16 protein-coding genes are annotated in these 17,293 nt (G+C 58.1%); 6 read left to right on the forward strand and 10 right to left on the reverse strand.

Annotated features, from left to right (window positions below):
• Positions 1-123: 123 nt before the first annotated feature.
• The 6 genes from rsxC to EBA31_RS11700 form a co-directional block, all read right to left on the reverse strand.
• On the reverse strand, positions 124-2,469 hold the full coding sequence (rsxC, locus tag EBA31_RS11675) for an electron transport complex subunit RsxC (protein ID WP_122079165.1): 2,346 nt from the start codon (positions 2,467-2,469) through the stop codon (positions 124-126).
• Complete coding sequence (gene rsxB, locus EBA31_RS11680) at positions 2,462-3,034, reverse strand: electron transport complex subunit RsxB (RefSeq protein WP_004943888.1); 573 nt, start codon at positions 3,032-3,034, stop codon at positions 2,462-2,464. Before rsxB ends, rsxC begins: the two co-directional genes overlap by 8 nt.
• Positions 3,034-3,615 carry an electron transport complex subunit RsxA gene (rsxA, locus tag EBA31_RS11685; RefSeq protein WP_004938443.1) on the reverse strand — a complete coding sequence of 194 codons (582 nt, stop codon included), beginning with the start codon at positions 3,613-3,615 and terminating at the stop codon, positions 3,034-3,036. The genes rsxB and rsxA overlap by 1 nt, the downstream gene beginning before the upstream one ends.
• A 144-nt stretch (positions 3,616-3,759) precedes the next feature.
• Positions 3,760-4,200, reverse strand: a complete 441-nt coding sequence (locus EBA31_RS11690; RefSeq protein ID WP_020826716.1) for a DUF2569 domain-containing protein — start codon at positions 4,198-4,200, stop codon at positions 3,760-3,762.
• A gap of 159 nt (positions 4,201-4,359) precedes the next feature.
• Positions 4,360-5,865 carry an L-arabinose isomerase gene (gene araA / locus EBA31_RS11695; protein ID WP_122079167.1) on the reverse strand — a complete coding sequence of 502 codons (1,506 nt, stop codon included), beginning with the start codon at positions 5,863-5,865 and terminating at the stop codon, positions 4,360-4,362.
• Between the two features lie 34 nt (positions 5,866-5,899).
• Positions 5,900-7,585, reverse strand: coding sequence for a ribulokinase (locus EBA31_RS11700; RefSeq protein WP_122079170.1), 1,686 nt, complete (start codon positions 7,583-7,585; stop codon positions 5,900-5,902).
• Between the two features lie 361 nt (positions 7,586-7,946).
• Here EBA31_RS11700 and EBA31_RS11705 point away from each other — a divergent pair, with 361 nt between their 5' ends.
• The 6 genes from EBA31_RS11705 (at position 7,947) to EBA31_RS11730 (ending at position 14,742) form a co-directional block, all read left to right on the forward strand.
• Complete coding sequence (locus tag EBA31_RS11705; protein ID WP_020826719.1) at positions 7,947-8,930, forward strand: arabinose ABC transporter substrate-binding protein; 984 nt, start codon at positions 7,947-7,949, stop codon at positions 8,928-8,930.
• Positions 8,931-8,990: 60 nt separating this feature from the next.
• On the forward strand, positions 8,991-10,526 hold the full coding sequence (gene araG, locus EBA31_RS11710; RefSeq protein ID WP_122079173.1) for an L-arabinose ABC transporter ATP-binding protein AraG: 1,536 nt from the start codon (positions 8,991-8,993) through the stop codon (positions 10,524-10,526).
• 17 nt (positions 10,527-10,543) lie between these two features.
• Positions 10,544-11,527, forward strand: a complete 984-nt coding sequence (gene araH / locus EBA31_RS11715; RefSeq protein ID WP_020826721.1) for an L-arabinose ABC transporter permease AraH — start codon at positions 10,544-10,546, stop codon at positions 11,525-11,527.
• Between the two features lie 104 nt (positions 11,528-11,631).
• Positions 11,632-12,549, forward strand: coding sequence for an arabinose operon transcriptional regulator AraC (araC, locus tag EBA31_RS11720; protein ID WP_122079176.1), 918 nt, complete (start codon positions 11,632-11,634; stop codon positions 12,547-12,549).
• 81 nt (positions 12,550-12,630) lie between these two features.
• Positions 12,631-13,671 carry an oxidoreductase gene (locus tag EBA31_RS11725; RefSeq protein WP_048760903.1) on the forward strand — a complete coding sequence of 347 codons (1,041 nt, stop codon included), beginning with the start codon at positions 12,631-12,633 and terminating at the stop codon, positions 13,669-13,671.
• A 66-nt stretch (positions 13,672-13,737) separates the two neighbouring features.
• A complete protein-coding gene (locus EBA31_RS11730) occupies positions 13,738-14,742 on the forward strand; it encodes a bile acid:sodium symporter family protein (RefSeq protein ID WP_115058920.1) in 1,005 nt (334 codons plus the stop codon).
• A 37-nt stretch (positions 14,743-14,779) separates the two neighbouring features.
• Here the strand turns inward: EBA31_RS11730 and add are convergent, their stop codons facing one another.
• The 4 genes from add to EBA31_RS11750 form a co-directional block, all read right to left on the reverse strand.
• Entirely contained in the window at positions 14,780-15,778 is a 999-nt protein-coding gene (add, locus tag EBA31_RS11735; protein ID WP_046373667.1) for an adenosine deaminase, read from the reverse strand.
• Between the two features lie 177 nt (positions 15,779-15,955).
• A complete protein-coding gene (locus EBA31_RS11740) occupies positions 15,956-16,549 on the reverse strand; it encodes an AAA family ATPase (protein WP_122079178.1) in 594 nt (197 codons plus the stop codon).
• Entirely contained in the window at positions 16,546-16,983 is a 438-nt protein-coding gene (locus EBA31_RS11745; protein WP_041415363.1) for a PTS sugar transporter subunit IIA, read from the reverse strand. The genes EBA31_RS11740 and EBA31_RS11745 overlap by 4 nt, the downstream gene beginning before the upstream one ends.
• Positions 16,984-16,992: 9 nt before the next feature.
• Complete coding sequence (locus tag EBA31_RS11750) at positions 16,993-17,259, reverse strand: hypothetical protein (RefSeq protein ID WP_122079180.1); 267 nt, start codon at positions 17,257-17,259, stop codon at positions 16,993-16,995.
• Positions 17,260-17,293 lie beyond the last annotated feature (34 nt).

Genomic DNA, 17,293 nt, shown 5'->3' on the forward strand with positions numbered 1-17,293 from the left:
GTTTGGTCCACCAACCTTCACATCTCACGCCTTGCTGCGTGCTCAAGTGGTCGCCAGCGGCGCTCACGCATTATTGAGTGAAACAGCCAGGGCCGCCTTGAGTTTTGCAAGGCGCCGCTTCCGCTACTCTTTATCGTTTTCCGCCGTCGCCAGGTTTTGCTCGGCCTTTTTAGCTTTGACGCGTGCGATGGCCGCCGCAACCGCCGCCTTACGCGGATCTTCTTCCTGCGCGGCAGCTACCGGCTCTGCCGGCGATTCAACGGTTTCGGCCTGCTGCGCGGCTTTCTTGGCTTTAGCACGTGCGATGGCCGCAGCAACCGCTGCCTTGCGAGGATCTTCTTCCGGTACGGCAGCTGCTGGTTCCGTCGGCGATTCAACGGTTTCGGCCTGCTGCGCGGCTTTCTTGGCTTTAGCGCGAGCGATGGCCGCAGCAACCGCCGCCTTGCGTGGATCTTCTTCCTGCGCGGCAGCTGCTGGTTCCGTCGGCGATTCAATGGTTTCGGCCTGCTGCGCGGCTTTCTTGGCTTTAGCGCGAGCGATGGCCGCAGCAACCGCCGCCTTGCGTGGATCTTCTTCCTGCACGGCAGTAGCTGGCTCCGTCGGCGACTCAACGCTATCGGCCTGCTGCGCAGCTTTCTTGGCTTTGACCCGTGCCAATGCAGCGGCCACGGCTGCCTTGCGCGGATCTTCTTCCTGCACCACAGCTACCGGCTCAGCAGGCGTTCCAACTGCGTCGGCTTGCTGAGCTTCTTTCTTGGCTTTAACCCGGGCTAACGCAGCAGCAACTGCAGCCTTACGCGGATCTTCGCCCTCGACAGCCGGAGACGTCGCTGGGGTGGCAGCCGCATCTTGCTGAGCACGACGTTCACGCGCCTGCGCTTTGCGGGCTTCGCGGGCGGCGATCATCTCGCTATTGTCCGGTGCCTCGCCGCTGATGGTTCCGGCTGCCGGCGCGGCATTTTTACTGCGCACGCGGGCCAGGGCGGCTTGTACCGCATCCTGATCGCCGTCGGTCATTTTGACGGCCGCTTTCTTGTGACGTTCTTCGCGCGCCAGTTTTTCACGTTCCAGACGGGCCAATTTGGCTTCGTAACGGGCCTTGGCTTCGGCGGTGCGCGCGGCTTCCTGATCGATGGCTTTGATTTCGGCCTTTTCCTGGCGGTAGTACTGCACCAGCGGAATATTGCTGGGGCATACAAAGGCGCAGGCACCGCACTCAATGCAGTCGAACAGGTTATGCTTGCGGGCTTTTTCGTGTTCTTCGCCACGGCTGAACCAGTAAAGCTGCTGTGGCAACAGGCCCGCCGGGCAGGCATCAACGCATAAACCGCAGCGAATACAGGACTGTTCAGGTTCTTGCGGCGCCATTTCACTGACGGAAGGGGCCAGAATGCAGTTGCTGATCTTAACGATCGGCACGTTCAGCGCGGGCAGGGTGAAGCCCATCAGCGGGCCGCCCATGACCACCATTTGTTGGGCCTGCGGCTGAAAACCGGCAAAGTTCAGCAGGTGCTGCACCGGGGTGCCGATGCGCGCCCACAGATTACCCGGTTGGCTGAGGGCTTCACCGGTAAGGGTGACCACGCGTTCGATCAAGGGTTCGCCGTCGACAATGGCGCGCTTAATGGCAAAGGCAGTCCCGACGTTTTGCATCAGCACGCCGATAGCGGAGGAGTGTTTGCCGTGCGGCACTTCCTTGCCGATCAGGATCTTGGTGAGCTGTTTGGCGCCGCCGGAAGGATATTTGGTTGGGATCACCCGCAGCGAGATGCCCGGTTGATCGCGCAACGCCAGTTTTAACGCTTCGATCGCTTCGGGTTTATTGTCCTCGATGCCGATCAGCGTCACTTTCGGCTGCAGCAGGTGGCGCAGGATCTGCGTGCCTTCGATCACTTGGTCGGCATGCTCCTGCATCAAACGGTCATCGGCGGTGATATAAGGCTCGCATTCCGCGGCATTGAGGATCAGGGTTTCTACCCCGTTCATGCCACCCTGCAGCTTGCTGGCGGTAGGGAAACCTGCGCCACCCAACCCGGCGATGCCGGCCTGATGAATCCGCTGGATCAGTTCGCCGGTAGGCAGTTGACGGTAATCCGCCACCGGTGCGCGTTCGCACCAACGGTCTTCGCCATCCGGCTGAATAATTACGCACAGCTCTGCCAGCCCTGAAGGGTGAGCGGTGATATGCGGTTTGATGGCGCTGATGGTGCCGGAGGTCGGCGCATGCACCGGCACGGTACGGCCACGGCCGACGGTCAGCGGCTGGCCTTTCAGCACGTGCTCGCCGACGTTGACGCACAATTCGCCTTCCGGTCCCAAATGCTGTTGCAAGGGGATGACAAAGGTGTCGGGCAGCGGCGCGGTACGCAGCGGTACGCCGCTGGACTGGGTTTTCATTTCCGGGGGATGGATCCCGCCGTCGAAATCCCAAATCCGGTCTTTTTTGAAGGCGGCGAACAAATTAAGCATGTTGCTCCACGTGGATCACTTGCACCGGGATCGTCTTCATATCCCACTTCCAGTTGGCGGTAGTGGTGGCGACCGGTTTCATTTCAATACAATCGGTAGGGCACGGCGCGACGCACAGGTCGCAGCCGGTACAAAGATCGGTAATCACGGTGTGCATGGCGCGCGTGGCACCCACTATTGCGTCCACCGGACAGGCCTGAATGCACTTGGTGCAGCCGATGCAGTTGGCTTCATCGATATAAGCGACCTGACGCACCGGCTCGGCGGCGGCTTCGCTGCCCAGCGGCTGCGGCTCGACGTTGAGCAGTTCGGCCAATTTCAGCATCACTTGCTCGCCGCCGGGGGCGCATTTGTTGATCATCTCACCGTTGGCCACCGCCTCGGCGTAAGGGCGGCAACCGGGGTAACCGCACTGGCCGCATTGGCTCTGCGGCAGGATCTCGTCGACCTGCTCGGCCACCGGATCTTCTTCCACTTCAAAGCGGCGGGCGGCGAAACCCAGCACCAGCCCGAACAACAGGCCGAGGGCGCTGAGCGCAGCAATCGCAATCCATAACGCGGTCATTAGAATTTCACCAGCCCGGTAAAGCCCATAAAGGCCAGAGACATCAACCCGGCAGTGATCAACGCGATGGAAGAACCACGAAATGGCGCAGGCACGTCGGCAACCGCCAGACGCTCACGGATCGCGGCGAACAGCACCATCACCAGCGAGAAGCCGGCGGCGGCGCTGAAGCCATAAACCGCAGACTGCAGGAAGTTGTAGCCGAGGTTAACGTTAAGCAACGCAACGCCAAGCACCGCGCAGTTGGTGGTGATCAGCGGCAGGAAGATGCCCAGCAAGCGATACAGTGCCGGGCTGGTTTTGCGTACCACCATCTCGGTAAATTGCACCACGACGGCGATCACCAAAATAAATGACAGGGTGCGCAGATACACCAGATCCAACGGAACCAGGATAAAGGTGTTGATCACCCAGGCGCTGACGGAGGCCAGCGTCATGACAAAGGTAGTAGCCATCCCCATGCCGATGGCACTTTCCAGTTTCTTGGAAACGCCGAGGAACGGGCACAGGCCAAGGAACTTCACCAGGACGAAGTTGTTCACCAGTACGGTGCCGACAAACAGGAGCAGGTATTCGGTCATTGCGATGCCTAAAAAAATAAAAGCCGCCTATTATCGGGAATTGGCGGCCTGACCACAACACAGTGATAGCAAGGTTATTGCTATTTTCGCCCTTTTTTGGCGAAAATTTACACAATCATACGCACAAAACGTGCCACAACGCGCCTAGCGCTCGGTAAAGGTCCCTTTGACCCGCTTGGAACGCTTCATATAAGGCACCAACAATGCGGCCATCAGCAGGGGCCAACCCAGGCTGCGTACGGCCAGCTCATCCGGCACCGGCGCAAAGGCAAAGGCTTTCACCGCCAGCAGCACGGTAATCAGCAACCACAGCAGGAAAAACTTGGGGAAGCGTTGCGAACGATGGCAGAACAGCCACAGCAGCCACAGCGTAAAGCACCACATTGCCATCGTGGTCAGCACTGAAAAATACCACTGTAGGCTAAACGCCTGAGCGTTGGTCAGCAGGTATTCGCGCGATTCCGGCATGAAAATCGCCATGGCATACAGAAGCAGCATCAGGCTGGCGCTAAGCAGGGTGACGATCAGATAGGACATCGGGGCCAGCAACCAACCGCCAATACGGTTGTAATCAGCTTGAGACATAAACGGCTTCCTGGGTAAGACATGATTCAATGTGACAGCCGCATAGCTTAGCGGGTAATGCGGGCTTCGTCATCAATATCAAGCGGATGGTCGGCGCCAGGAGGCCGGTGCAGCACGTTTGGCTACCGACGGCATGATAAGCCGCCGGTAGCAGGCCGATTAACGGCGATTAAGCTGATAGTAGGCTTCGTTCCAGCGCAGCTCATTTTTGAACGCCGGTAGGCTGGTATTGTGGTCGATCGTCACAAACTCGATGTTATGCATCTCGGCGTAAAGTCGCAGCAGGTCGGCATCCAACGCCTGTGAGAACACGGTATGGTGTGCACCACCCGCCAGGATCCAGGCTTCGGCAGCGGTGGCAAGCGTTGGCTGAGCCCGCCAGATGGCGCGCGCCACCGGCAGTTTGGGCAACGGATGCGGTTGTTCCACGGTGTCCACCTGATTGACCAGCAGGCGGAATCGGTCGCCCAGGTCGATCAGGCTGGCATTGATCGCCGCACCGGCCGGCGTGGAGAAAATCAGCCGTGCCGGATCTGCCTTGCCGCCGATACCCAGCGGTTGTATATCCAACAGTGGCTTCTGTTCTTTGGCGATCGATGGGCAAACCTCCAGCATGTGCGAACCGACCACCAAATCGTTGCCGGATTGGAAATGGTAGGTGTAATCCTCCATGAATGAGGTACCGCCTTCCAGTCCCTGTGCCATCACTTTCAGGATGCGCAACAGCGCGGCGGTTTTCCAGTCGCCTTCGCCGCCGAAGCCGTAACCCTGCTGCATCAGGCGTTGTACCGCCAGCCCCGGTAACTGCTTCATGCCGTGCAAGTCTTCAAAATTGGTGGTGAAGGCCTGGAAGTTACCCTGTTCGAGGAAGCGCTTCATGCCTAATTCGATTCGCGCCGCGTCGAGCAGGTTTTCACGCTTTTCCCCGTTGATTTGCGCCGCATTGCTCAAGACGTAGCGGGTTTCGTATTCTTCAATCAGCGTATCCACATCGCCACGGCTGACCTCATTGATCACGCTGACCAAATCACCGATGCCATAGGCATTCACCGAATAGCCGAATTGGATCTGCGCCCCGACTTTGTCACCTTCGGTCACGGCGACCTCACGCATGTTGTCGCCGAAGCTGGCCACCTTCAACTGCTGGCTGGCCTGTTTGGCGTTGGCTGCACGCATCCACTGCGCAATGCGCCGGTGCGCTTCGGGGTCTTGCCAATGACCGGCTATCACGCTGTGCTGCTGGCGCATACGGGCGCCAATAAAGCCAAATTCGCGGCCACCGTGTGCGGTCTGATTGAGGTTCATAAAGTCCATGTCCATGCTGTCCCACGGGATCTGAGCGTTGAACTGGGTATGGAATTGCAACAGCGGCTTATGGAGGATCGACAGTCCGGCGATCCACATTTTGGCCGGCGAAAAGGTGTGCAGCCAGGCCATGATGCCGATGCACTGTGGCTGATAGTTGGCGTCGCGGCACAGGGCGGTGATTTCATCCGGCGTGGTCACCAGCGGTTTCAGCACCAGTTTTACCGGCAACCCGGCCTCACGGTTGAGGTTTTCCACCACCTGCTCGGCGTGTGCCTTGACCTGTTGCAAGGTGTGCGGGCCGTACAGGTGCTGGCTGCCGATGGCGAACCAGACTTCGCGCTGCTTGAATGCGTCCATGGAGACTCCTGAATTGTCATGTCGAAATGGGGGTTCAGCAGGCTGAACCGGCGTTAGGGGCATAGTGCGGCTCGGCGGCCTGGCACCATTGCTGATAGCGTTGATAAAGCTGTTGGTAGCGGGCGACGCGCTGCGGATCCGGCTGGAGAGTGCGTTCGATGCCGCAGGCCATGTGGCGTTGCGCTTCCGGCACGCTGCGGAAATGACCGGCCGCAACGGCGGCGAAGATAGCCGCGCCCAGCGCGCAACATTGGTCTGAAGCCACGATCTGCAGCGGTCGGTTCATCACGTCGGCGCAGACCTGCATGATCGCCGATGATTTACGCGCAATCCCCCCCAGCGCCAGTACGTTGTCCACCGGAATAGACTGCTGCTCAAAACACTCCATGATGGCGCGGGCACCGAAGGCGGTAGCGGCGATAAAGCCACCGAACAGCGTCGGCGCATCGGTGCCGAGGTTCAGATCGGCGATCACGCCTTTCAGACGTTGATTGGCATAGGGCGTGCGGCGGCCGTTAAACCAGTCCAGCACCACCGGCAGATGATCCAGTGACGGTTTATCGGCCCAGGCCTCGGTCAGCGCGGCCAGCATGCCGGCTTCTATCTGTTGCAATTGCGGCTGCAGCTGCGGTTGGCTTTTTGCCGCTTCGCGCAGCGGCCAGCTCAGCAGGCGACCGAACCAGGCGTACATATCGCCAAAGGCGGACTGTCCTGCTTCCATACCGATTAACCCCGGCACCACGCTGCCGTCAACCTGGCCGCAAATGCCCTCGATGGCGCGCCCGTCCACCCGCTGGCGATCGGCGATCAGGATGTCGCAGGTAGAAGTGCCAATCACCTTCACCAGGGTATAAGGCTGGGCTCCGGCCCCCACTGCGCCCATATGGCAGTCGAAGGCGCCACCTGACAGCACCACCGTGGTTGGCAATCCGAGGCGTGCGGCCCATTCGGCACTCAGTGTGCCGACCGGCAGCTCGGCGGTGTGGCAGTCGTCAAACAGCGGGTAGGGCAAATGCTCAACCAGTAAGGGATCGAGTGCGGCAAAAAAGGGTTTTGGCGGCAGGCCGCCCCAGTCGGGGTGCCACAAGGTTTTGTGGCCTACGCTACAACGCCCGCGTTTCAACTGCTGTGGGGCGGTGGTCCCGGACAGTAACGCCGGCACCCAATCGCACAGCTCTATCCAGGAAGCCGCCGCCTGACGTACCTCGGCATCCCGTCGCGTGACGTGCAGAATTTTGGCCCAGAACCATTCGGAGGAGTAAACGCCGCCGATGTAGCGGGAATAATCGGGGAATTCGCCGCTGCGGCAGAGCCGATTGATGGCATCCGCTTCTTCAAGAGCCGTGTGATCTTTCCACAGCACAAACATGGCGTTCGGGTTGTCGGCAAATTCTGGCCGCAGCGCCAACACCTGGCCCTGCTGGTCGATCGGCGCAGGGGTGGAGCCGGTTGAGTCGACGCCGATACCCACGACCTGCAGCCGTTGCGTCGGGGTCATGCGCTGCACCAGACTGACCATCGCCTGTTCCATGGCTTCAATATAGTCGAGCGGATGATGACGAAAGCGATTCTCCGACGCATTGCAAAACTCACCGCGCTGCCAGCGAGGGTAATAAACCACTTCGGTGTCCAGCTCCGCACCGTTTTGGCAGTCGACCGCCAACGCCCGCACCGAGTCGCTGCCGAAATCCAATCCCAGGGCAATAGCACCTGCCGTCATGATGTTGACTCCTGATGTGTTAATACGCTGTGACAACCATAGGAGCCGAAGCGCTGGGCAGGTGAGGAGCCATTGGCTGGAAGTATGCACTTTTCTGCTTCCCACAGTGGTTTTGTGACGGCTGTCATAAGTTAACGCTTGGCGAAATTCGCTAAATATATGCACATATCTGCTGTATTCCACGGATGTGATAGCGCTCTACATTTCAGCAACAAATACCCGCTAAAACTTAAGCCGTCTTACCCCGGCTGTAAGGCAATGCCGCGAGATAAGCGCTACACCTACAGCCATTACTCTAATGATAACGTTTTCACCGCGAGCGGGTTTCGTCGCCACAGAGAACAAAATAGCGGAGAGCATCATGCATAAATTCACTAAGGCGCTGGCGACACTGGGGCTGGCGGCCGTTATGTCACATTCGGCTATCGCCGAGACCATGAAGCTGGGTTTTTTGGTCAAGCAGCCGGAAGAACCCTGGTTCCAGACCGAATGGAAATTTGCCGATAAGGCCGGTAAGGATCTCGGTTTTGAGGTGATTAAAATCGCGGTGCCGGACGGCGAGAAGACCCTGAACGCCATCGACAGCCTGGCGGCCAGCGGAGCCAAAGGGTTTGTCATCTGCACGCCGGATCCGAAATTGGGCTCGGCGATCGTCGCCAAGGCGCGCAGTTACAATCTGAAAGTGATCGCGGTGGACGACCAGTTCGTTACCGCCAAAGGCAAGCCTATGGACAGCGTGCCGCTGGTGATGATGGCCGCCACCAAAATCGGCGAACGCCAGGGGGAAGAGCTGTGGAAAGAGCTGAACAAGCGCGGCTGGAAGCTGCCGGATACCGCGGTGATGGCCATTACCGCCGATGAACTGGACACGGCCCGTCGCCGCACCGGCGGTTCTATTGCCGCGTTGAAAGCCGCCGGTTTCCCGGAAAAGCAGATTTACCGGGTACCGACCAAATCCAACGATATCCCAGGAGCGTTCGACGCCGCCAACTCAATGCTGGTGCAGCATCCTGAAGTGAAAAACTGGCTGATTGTCGGCATGAACGACAACACCGTGCTCGGCGGCGTGCGCGCTACCGAAGGCCAGGGGTTTAAGGCGCCGAACGTGATTGGCATCGGGATCAACGGGGTGGATGCGGTCAGTGAGCTGTCCAAGGCGCAGGCCACCGGCTTCTACGGTTCGCTGCTGCCGAGCCCGGACATTCACGGTTACAAGAGCATCCAGATGTTGCATGACTGGGTCGAAAAAGGGGTAGAACCGCAAAAATTCACCGAAGTGACCGACGTGGTGCTGATCACGCGCGACAACTTTAAAACCGAACTGCAGAAGAAAGGCCTGATGTAATTACCGCGCCGCCCACAGCATGCTGCCGGGCGGCATTTTTAACTGCAGGAGGAAAACACTATGACTACCGCGCTGCCGTATCTGGCGTTTAAAGGCATAGGTAAAACTTTCCCAGGGGTGAAGGCGCTGGATGACATCAGTTTCAGCTGTCAGGCCGGGCAGATCCACGCGCTGATGGGGGAAAACGGCGCCGGGAAATCCACGCTGCTGAAAATCCTCAGCGGCAACTATTCGCCTACTCAGGGAGAAATTCAGCTGCAGGGGCGTTCGGTCACCTTCGCCAACACTACCGACGCGCTGGATGCCGGGGTGGCAATCATCTACCAGGAGCTGCATCTGGTGCCGGAAATGACCGTGGCGGAGAACATTTATCTCGGTCAACTGCCGACCAGGCGCGGGCTGGTGGATCGCAAACTGCTGCGTTACGAGTCCCGGCTTCAACTGGAGCATCTCGGGCTGGATATCGATCCGGATACGCCATTGAAATACCTGTCGATCGGCCAGTGGCAAATGGTGGAAATCGCCAAAGCGCTGGCGCGCAACGCCAAGGTAATCGCGTTTGACGAGCCCACCAGTTCGCTGTCCGCCCGGGAGATCGAACAGCTGTTCCGGGTGATCCGCGAATTGCGCGCTGAAGGGCGTGTGATCCTGTATGTCTCACACCGCATGGAGGAGATTTTTGCCCTCAGCGACGCCATCACGGTGTTCAAAGATGGCCGCTATGTGCGCACCTTTGACGATATGCGTCAGGTTGATAATGCCCAGTTGGTGCAGGCGATGGTGGGGCGCGATCTCGGTGACGTCTACGGCTATCAACCGCGTGAACTGGGGCCGGTGCGTTTGGCGCTCCAGGGGTTGCAAGCGCCCGGCGTGAAAACGCCGATCGATCTGAGCGTGCGTGCCGGGGAGATCGTCGGGTTGTTCGGCCTGGTCGGCGCCGGCCGCAGCGAGCTGATGAAGGGGATCTTTGGCGCCACGCGGGTCAGTGCCGGGCAACTGATGCTGGATGGGCAGGTGCTCGCCATTCGCTCGCCAATAGACGCTATTCGTGCCGGCATCATGCTGTGTCCGGAAGACCGCAAGGCGGACGGTATTATCCCGGTGCATTCGGTACGCGACAATATCAACATCAGCGCGCGGCGGAACAGTGTCCGCGTGGGTTGTCTGATCGACAACGGTTGGGAGGCCAGCAACGCCGAGCATCATATACGTGCGTTGAATATCAAAACCCCAAGCGCCGAGCAGCTAATTATGAATCTGTCCGGCGGCAACCAGCAGAAGGCGATTCTGGGGCGTTGGCTGTCGGAAGACATGAAGGTGATCCTGCTGGATGAACCGACACGCGGCATCGACGTTGGCGCTAAACACGAGATTTATAACGTCATTTACCAACTGGCGCAGCGCGGCATCGCGGTGCTGTTCGCTTCCAGCGATCTGCCCGAAGTCCTGGGGCTGGCGGACCGTATCCTGGTGATGCGGGAAGGGGCCCTGTCCGGTGAGTTACTCCATGATGACGCCAGCGAGGAAAAAGCCCTCAGCCTGGCGATGCTGCGCACCCCCGAGATTGCCCCCGATACCGCTGCGGCGGTGGCCTGAAAGTGAAGGAGAAAGAGATGTCGACCATAACGACCGATTCTGTGAAAAACCGCAGCGGCCAGGGGCTGGCGCGGATTTGGGACAGCTACGGCATGCTGGTGGTGTTCGCGGTACTGTTTATCGCCTGCGTGCTGTTTGTGCCTAATTTTGGCTCATTTATCAATATGAAAGGGCTGGGGTTGGCGATATCCATGTCCGGCATGGTGGCCTGCGGCATGCTGTTTTGTCTGGCCTCCGGCGACTTTGATCTGTCAGTCGCGTCGGTGATCGCCTGCGCCGGGGTCACTACCGCGGTGGTGATCAATATGACCGAAAGCCTGTGGATCGGCGTGGGCGCCGGTTTGCTGCTGGGAATGGTCTCCGGGTTGATCAACGGTTTTGTTATCGCCCGGCTGAAAATCAACGCGCTGATCACCACCCTGGCCACCATGCAGATATTCCGCGGGTTGGCATACATCATTTCCGACGGGAAAGCGGTAGGCATTGAAGACGAGCGCTTCTTTACGTTGGGTTATGCCAACTGGCTGGGGTTGCCTGCGCCCATTTGGATCACCGTAGCCTGTCTGATCTTGTTCGGCTTCCTGCTCAATAAAACCACCTTTGGCCGCAATACGCTGGCGATTGGCGGTAACGAGGAGGCGGCCAGACTGGCCGGGGTGCCGGTGGTACGCACCAAGATTGTGATCTTTATGCTGTCCGGGCTGGTTTCCGCCGCTGCCGGCATCATTCTGGCTTCGCGTATGACCAGCGGCCAGCCAATGACCTCGATCGGCTATGAGCTGATCGTGATCTCCGCCTGTGTACTGGGTGGGGTTTCGTTGAAAGGCGGTATCGGTAAAATCTCCTATGTCATCGCCGGCATCTTGATCCTCGGCACGGTGGAAAACGCCATGAACCTGCTGAACATCTCACCGTTCTCGCAGTATGTGGTGCGCGGCGTGATCTTGCTGGCGGCGGTGATTTTTGACCGTTACAAGCAGCAGGCCAAACGTCGGATTTAGAAAATCGGCAACCGCGTTCACAGTTCTGTTATCGGCTCAGGCAGTTCTCTGCCGGGCCGATACACTTGTTCAGGATAGTTCTATCAGCCGTTCCGGGAGGACAGATGTACCATCGTATGGCACAGGAACCGCAGCCGAACCCGCTGTTGCCGGGTTACACCTTTAACGCCTATCTGGTGGCGGGATTAACGCCCATCATGGCGGACGGCCCGCTGGATTTCTTTATCGACCGCCCCGGCGGCATGAAGGGCTATATTCTCAACCTGACCATCAAGGGCCAGGGCAAGGTGTTCGACGGCGAAGACACCCTCTACTGCAATCCTGGCGATCTGCTGCTGTTTCCCCCTAAGGCGGCGCACTACTATGGGCGTTCGCCGGACAGCGACTGCTGGTATCACCGCTGGGTGTATTTCCGACCGCGAGCCTACTGGGCCGACTGGCTGGAATGGCACAGCAAAACCCATGAGGTCGGGCGTTTAACTTTACCGAACAATAATTTACTGTTGGAGTTCGATCGGCTGTTCGCCAATATCGAGCAAACGCAGCGTTCCGGCCGGCGTTTCGCCGAAGAGTTGGGGATGAACCTGCTGGAGCGTTTGCTGCTGCGCGCGATGGAAGAGGATCCGCTCAGCCCACAGAAAATCATGGATCCCCGGGTGATAGAGGCCTGCCAGTTTATTACCGGTAATCTGGCCGGTGAGTTGCGAATCGACGAAGTGGCGCGCCACGTCTGCCTGTCGCCTTCGCGGCTGGCGCATCTGTTCCGTGAGCAGGTGGGTATCAATATTCTGCGCTGGCGCGAAGATCAGCGGGTGATCCGCGCCAAGCTGCTGCTGCAGACCACTCAGGAGTCGATTGCCACCATCGGCCGGGTGGTGGGTTATGACGATCAGCTCTATTTTTCCCGCGTATTCCGCAAACGGGTCGGGGTCAGCCCGAGCGATTTTCGCCGCCGTAGCCTGGAGATAAACTATCCGGCCAGGAATCAGCGTGAGACGCCTTATACTGTGGCTACAAATTAACATTACATTTACTTCTTGTTCCCGCCAGCGTCATGGTGTCAAATCTGACTGGTCTATTGCGAGCCAGTAAGAGGAAACACCATGGCAGAAAAAATTCGGGTTGGGCTGGTCGGTTACGGCTATGCCAGCAAAACCTTTCATGCGCCGCTGATTGTCGGCACCCCAGGCGTAGAGCTGGCTGCGGTTTCCAGCAGCGATGCCGGCAAAGTGCACGCAGACTGGCCATCGATGACGGTAGTCAGCGATCCGCAGGCGCTGTTTAACGACCCCTCTATCGATCTGATCGTCATTCCTACACCCAACGATACCCATTTCCCTCTGGCGCAGCAGGCAATGGCGGCCGGCAAGCACGTGGTGGTGGACAAGCCTTTCACCGTGACGTTGTCACAGGCGCAGCAGCTGGAGCAGCAAGCGCAGCAGAGCGGCAAGCTGCTGTCGGTGTTCCACAATCGCCGCTGGGACAGCGATTTTCTGACGCTCAAGGCATTGTTGAAAGAAGGCGCGCTTGGTGAGGTGGTTTATTTCGAGTCTCATTTCGATCGTTTCCGCCCGGAAGTGCGTCAGCGCTGGCGCGAGCTGGGCGGTGCCGGTAGCGGCATCTGGTACGATTTGGGGCCGCATCTGATCGATCAGGCACTGCAACTGTTCGGCAAACCGGAAACGCTGTTTGTCGATCTGGGTGAACTGCGTCCGGGTGCACAATCGGTGGACTATTTCCACGCGATATTGAACTACGGCAAACGCCGGGTCGTTCTGCATGGTACCGTGCTGGCCGCGGCGGAAACCGCACGTTATATCGTGCACGGGACTCAGGGTAGCTTTATCAAGTTTGGGCTGGATCCGCAGGAAGACCGCCTCAAAGCGGGCGAGCGTCTGCCGCAGGCCGACTGGGGTTACGACATGCGTGATGGTGTAGTGACATTGTCACGTGATGGGGTGCTGGCTGAAAAACCTTTGCTCAGCATTCCAGGCAATTACCCAGCCTATTACGCAGCTGTCCGCGATGCGATTAACGGTGAGGGTGAAAATCCGGTCACGGCTGCTGACGCCATCAAGGTGATGGAAATGATCGAGCTGGGGATTGAATCTGCGAAACAACAAAAGGCGTTGCCGGTAGTCTGACCGCGGCGTTTTATTCTCAGGGTTCGGCGTGCCGAACCCGTCTTACTCCTCGAGGGATCCTGACCCATGTCCTGGTTGCAGCGTCTGCGCATTGATAAATTTTTGCTGGTATTGATTCTGGTGGTGATTGTCGCTTCGGTTTTCCCCTGCGAAGGCAGATGGGCAACCTTTTTTGAGCATCTGACCACCGCGGCTATCGCGCTGTTGTTCTTTATGCACGGTGCCAAGCTGTCTCGTGAGGCGATTATCGCCGGCATGGGGCACTGGAAGCTGCATTTGGTGGTGTTTCTCAGCACCTTTGCGCTGTTCCCGCTGCTGGGGCTGGCGATGAACCTGATGGTGCCGGGTTTGATGACACCGACGGTTTATCTGGGCTTCCTGTATCTGTGCGCACTGCCGGCCACCGTTCAGTCGGCGATTGCCTTTACTTCGGCGGCGGGCGGTAACGTGGCGGCCGCGGTGTGCAGTGCTTCGGCATCCAGCATTCTCGGTGTTTTCCTCTCGCCGCTGCTGGTCGGGGCGCTGATGCATACTCAGGGCGGTAATACCGATGTGTTGCACGCCATAGGTTCGATCATTTTGAAACTGATGGTGCCCTTTGTGGTTGGGCATTTGGCTCGGCCGTTAATCGGCAAATGGGTCGATCGTCATCGCAAGCTGATCAATCTCACTGACCGTTCATCGATTCTGCTGGTGGTGTATACCGCTTTTAGCGCTGCGGTGGTGGAAGGGATTTGGCACAAGATTGACGGCTGGTCGCTGTTGACCATTTTAGTGATGTCGCTGGTGTTGCTGACGGTGGTGCTGATTATCAACACCTATGCCGCGCGCTGGCTGGGGTTCAATACTGCCGACGAAATCACCATCGTGTTCTGTGGTTCGAAAAAGAGCCTGGCGAACGGCATCCCGATGGCCAACGTGCTGTTCCCGGCGGCGGCGGTGGGTGCCATGGTGCTGCCGTTGATGATTTTCCATCAGGTGCAGTTAATGGTGTGTGCCGTACTGGCGCAGCGTTACGCGCGTAAAACGGCCAAGCAGCGCGCAGAAGCAGGCGCGTTGACCGCGAAATGAAATAAATAAAAAGGGCGCTTGGCGCGCCCATTTTCACTTAGCCCTGCACTTTATCGCGCAGCGCCTGTTTTTCCTGTTCGTTGAGGAACGCCATTTTCAGGCCGTTTTCCTGGGCGGTGCGGATTTCAGCTGGCGTCAGGCCGGCTTGCGGTGCCGCCACGCGGTATTCGTGTTCAATTTCAATGCCCTGTACGGCCGGGTCATCGGTATTGATCGACGCCATAACGCCATGGCGCAGGAACTTCGCCAGCGGATGCTGCGCCAGAGAAGGCACGGTGCTGGTCTGAATGTTGGACGTCAGACAAGATTCGATACCGATGCCATGTTCGGCCAGGAAGTCCATCAGTGCCGGATCCTCAATCGCTTTCACGCCATGGCCAATACGTTCGGCACCCAGTTCGCGGATCGCCTGCCAGATGCTTTCCGGACCCGCGGCTTCACCTGCGTGTACGGTGATGCGCAGGCCGGCGTCGCGGGCGCGGTTGAAGTGGCTGAGGAACAGGCTGCCAGGGAAGCCGAGTTCGTCGCCGGCCAGATCCAGTGCGGTAATACCGTCGCGGTGCGCCAGCAGGCCTTCCAACTCTTGTAAACAGGCCGCTTCGCCGAAGGTACGGCTCATGATACCGATCAGGCGTACATCGATACCCAAATCGCGCGAACCGGAACGAACGCCGTCAATCACGGCTTCCACCACCCCAGCCACCGGCAACTGATGTTTCATCGCCATGTAATACGGCGAGAAGCGCAGTTCGGCATAGTGCAGACCGGCATTGGCCGCATCCTCGACGTTTTCGTAGGCGACCCGGCGGCAGGCGTCCAGATCGCCCAGCACCGCTACGCCCCAGTCCAGCTTCTGCAGAAAGCTGACCAGATCCGGTTCGGCGTGAGTGATTTGCACGTGCGGACGCAGCGCCTCCAGTTCGTTGGCGGGCAGGGCAAGGTTAAACTGACGGCCCAGGTCAAGAATGGTTTGCGCACGGATATTGCCGTCAAGATGGCGGTGGATGTCGGTCAAGGGGAGGCGTGGGTCAATCATGATGTGCACTCGTTATTTTGTTGTAGGTAAAGTGCAGATCAGTATAAAAACAAAATGATGAAAATTGCCATTGTGTTGCATAAAAAAGTGACGACAATCACATTAATGTTGCTGGTTGCTGCATTTATGCGCCAAAGCGGGAGCGCGCCACTCCCGCATTGATGTCGGTAACAGAGCTTATCCGACCCTCAGTTTTGCGATGTTTTTTTCCTGGATATCGCCGACGCCGTGCTGCACCAGCCAGTGGTTAACCCTGTCGATGTCCAGCGGTTGTGCCTGCTCGATACGCAGCACCGGGCCCAGGGCCATCGGCATGGCGCGATCGGCCAGCGCCCGCAGTTCGGGTAAGTACTCCGCACCGGGGTGGCCTTTGGGACGCTGGCCGGTACGGGCGGCGTAGCGTTCTGCGGCCAGTTCACCGGATATTTGGTTCCACACCTCCAAAACTTGCGTCACGCCCGCCTCGCGCAGGTACTGGCGTAGCTGTTCTCTGGACTGAAAGCCAAACCAGGCGTCGATGACATAGATGCAGCGCAGGGGCGCCTGCGCCACCATTGACCAGATAGCCTGGTACGCGGCATAACCCAACTGACGGTTCAGTTCGCGGTCTATGTTATCCAGGCGTGCCATAAAAGGTTCTTTGATACCGTCGAGGGAGAGATAAGGCAGATCAAAATGGTGCGCCAGCGCGCGGGCAACGGTGCTTTTACCGGAAGCCGGAACGCCATTGACCAAAATAACGGTTTTACCGTCGCTATCTGTCGAAGTCATAATATTTCCACCACCTCTTGCCAGAGTTTTGCGGCGCGTAACCGCTCGAGCCGCGGCTTGTTATCCAGCAAATCCACAATCGCGCGGATGCCTTCCTCAATGTGGCTGTTACTGTCGGTCGCCCCGAACAGGATCACGATGTCGGCCTCTTCACTGTCTTCGAAGGCGATCGGCTGCTCCAGCAGCACCATGCTGAAACAGTTTTTGATCACGCCGCATTCCGGGCGCGCATGGGGAATGGCAATGCCTTCGTCGAACACGTAATAAGCCCCATGGGCCAGCGTATTGCTGATCACCGCCTGATAATAGGATGCGTGAATATAACCGTTTTCGACCAGGGGCCGGGCTGCCAGCTCAATTACCTTCTTCCAGTCGGTTTCCTGCACGCCGACCTGTATCGCACCGGCTTCTATCAGCAGTTGTTTAATCGTCATCATATTCCCTCAAAGAGACTTCCTGATAATATTGCGCAGCTCATCCATTTTAATAAAAATCCCATCGATCTGCTGGCGATAGCTTTTATTTTTGGCATAAATCTTTAATGCGCGATTATAAGCCAGCATTAAAGCCTTATGAATTTCGCCATCCGCCGGCGTTGTGGCCAACTGCTGTTCTAATACATTAATTTCGGCCGATATTTCATTGGCTTGGGTATTCTGCTGGCCGTGATCAAGTTCTTTGTTTCGCGGGCTTTTCATAAAATTAAACATGACCTTCTCCACAAATTAAGCGTGAACTTTCCAG

Origin of the sequence: Serratia sp. P2ACOL2, assembly GCF_003691565.1 — a bacterium.
Classification (GTDB): domain Bacteria; phylum Pseudomonadota; class Gammaproteobacteria; order Enterobacterales; family Enterobacteriaceae; genus Serratia; species Serratia liquefaciens.

Coding starts and splice junctions, on each gene's coding strand:
- rsxC (WP_122079165.1), bottom strand. CDS start 2,469: ATGCTTAATTTGTTCGCCGCCTTCAAAAAAGACCGGATTTGGGATTTC.
- rsxB (WP_004943888.1), bottom strand. CDS start 3,034: ATGACCGCGTTATGGATTGCGATTGCTGCGCTCAGCGCCCTCGGCCTG.
- rsxA (WP_004938443.1), bottom strand. CDS start 3,615: ATGACCGAATACCTGCTCCTGTTTGTCGGCACCGTACTGGTGAACAAC.
- EBA31_RS11690 (WP_020826716.1), bottom strand. CDS start 4,200: ATGTCTCAAGCTGATTACAACCGTATTGGCGGTTGGTTGCTGGCCCCG.
- araA (WP_122079167.1), bottom strand. CDS start 5,865: ATGGACGCATTCAAGCAGCGCGAAGTCTGGTTCGCCATCGGCAGCCAG.
- EBA31_RS11700 (WP_122079170.1), bottom strand. CDS start 7,585: ATGACGGCAGGTGCTATTGCCCTGGGATTGGATTTCGGCAGCGACTCG.
- EBA31_RS11705 (WP_020826719.1), top strand. CDS start 7,947: ATGCATAAATTCACTAAGGCGCTGGCGACACTGGGGCTGGCGGCCGTT.
- araG (WP_122079173.1), top strand. CDS start 8,991: ATGACTACCGCGCTGCCGTATCTGGCGTTTAAAGGCATAGGTAAAACT.
- araH (WP_020826721.1), top strand. CDS start 10,544: ATGTCGACCATAACGACCGATTCTGTGAAAAACCGCAGCGGCCAGGGG.
- araC (WP_122079176.1), top strand. CDS start 11,632: ATGTACCATCGTATGGCACAGGAACCGCAGCCGAACCCGCTGTTGCCG.
- EBA31_RS11725 (WP_048760903.1), top strand. CDS start 12,631: ATGGCAGAAAAAATTCGGGTTGGGCTGGTCGGTTACGGCTATGCCAGC.
- EBA31_RS11730 (WP_115058920.1), top strand. CDS start 13,738: ATGTCCTGGTTGCAGCGTCTGCGCATTGATAAATTTTTGCTGGTATTG.
- add (WP_046373667.1), bottom strand. CDS start 15,778: ATGATTGACCCACGCCTCCCCTTGACCGACATCCACCGCCATCTTGAC.
- EBA31_RS11740 (WP_122079178.1), bottom strand. CDS start 16,549: ATGACTTCGACAGATAGCGACGGTAAAACCGTTATTTTGGTCAATGGC.
- EBA31_RS11745 (WP_041415363.1), bottom strand. CDS start 16,983: ATGACGATTAAACAACTGCTGATAGAAGCCGGTGCGATACAGGTCGGC.
- EBA31_RS11750 (WP_122079180.1), bottom strand. CDS start 17,259: ATGTTTAATTTTATGAAAAGCCCGCGAAACAAAGAACTTGATCACGGC.